The organism is Isoptericola sp. Y581, assembly GCF_059445475.1.
Map to the genome: position 1 here is coordinate 244,302 of NZ_JCAIUK010000001.1, position 1,165 is coordinate 245,466.

Sequence of the window (1,165 nt, forward strand, 5' to 3'; positions counted from 1 at the left end):
CCCTCCCTGGGGTTTTGGGGGTGGGTTTTGGGGATTTTTTGGAACCAAAATCTCCCCGAACCCCACCCCCACACCGCTCGGTCCGTGGGTGACCTGTGGAAAGCCTCAAACGATCACCGCTGGTCCTGTCAGCGTCGGTCCATGCCACGATCCGCTCCACCCCACGACCCACGTGTCCCGGCCGGTCCGTTCGCGGTTGGCGCCGCCCGCGCCGCCGGAGTCAGCGCTGATCACCTTCGGACGGCAGCCTACGACGCGCCGTTCCGGGGTGTGCGTGCCCCTGCGGGGTCTATCGGTGGGCTGACCGACCGATGTCGAGCGTTGCTCCCTGCCCTCGATCCCGGCGTGGCGTTCAGTCACGCGACGGCGCTGCGACTGCTCGGAGTCGACCTTCCCTGGACGATCCAGGACGACGACCGCCTCCACGTGATCACGCCTCGGCCGCAGGACCGACCACAACGGGAGCGCGAGGGTGTGGCTGCCCATCGGTCGCGACAGCCGTTCCTCGAGACGACGGAGCTGGGCGGTCTCCTCGTCACGTCGCCGGCGCAGACCTTCGTCCACGTCGCCGTGGACCTCCGATTACCGGACGACGTCGTCGTGCTCGGAGACGCGATGATGCGTCGCAAGCGACGATTGACGAGTCCCGCCGAGCTGCTCACCCTCGCTGAGCGCACGTACAAGGTCAAGGGGATCGTTCAGGTGCGGCAGCAGATTGAGCGGATGCGCCTGGGGACCGACTCGCCGACCGAGACGCGTGCCCGTCTGGCCCTGGTCGCCGCGAATCTTCCGTGCCCCATCGTCAACGAGGTCGTCTGCGCGCCTGACGGGAGCTACGTCAAGCGGGTGGACCTGCTCTATCCGCAGTACCGGATCGCGATCGAGTACGACGGCGACCATCACCGGACGGACCAGGCGCAGTGGCGCGACGACATCCGGCGTCGTCGGGCGCTCGAGGCCCTCGGTTGGACCGTGATCGTCATCGTCGCGGACGACTTGCGTGACCCGCGAGACTTCGTGGCTCACGTGCGCAGCGCGATCCGACGAGCCCGGGGGCGGGATGCGTTGTGGGCGTGGGGTGGGGGGACGGTTTGTGGTGGACAGGACACCAACCCCCCACCCAAAAAAAGAAGGGGGGGGGGTGGGGGGGGTGTTCAAGACAAGG

General features: G+C 67.8%; 1 protein-coding gene. It reads left to right on the plus strand.

What is annotated here, in order from left to right:
• Positions 1-345: 345 nt before the first annotated feature.
• Positions 346-1,165: DUF559 domain-containing protein (locus AC1C2W_RS01175; RefSeq protein WP_495412126.1), on the plus strand; the 820-nt coding region annotated here is incomplete at its 3' end.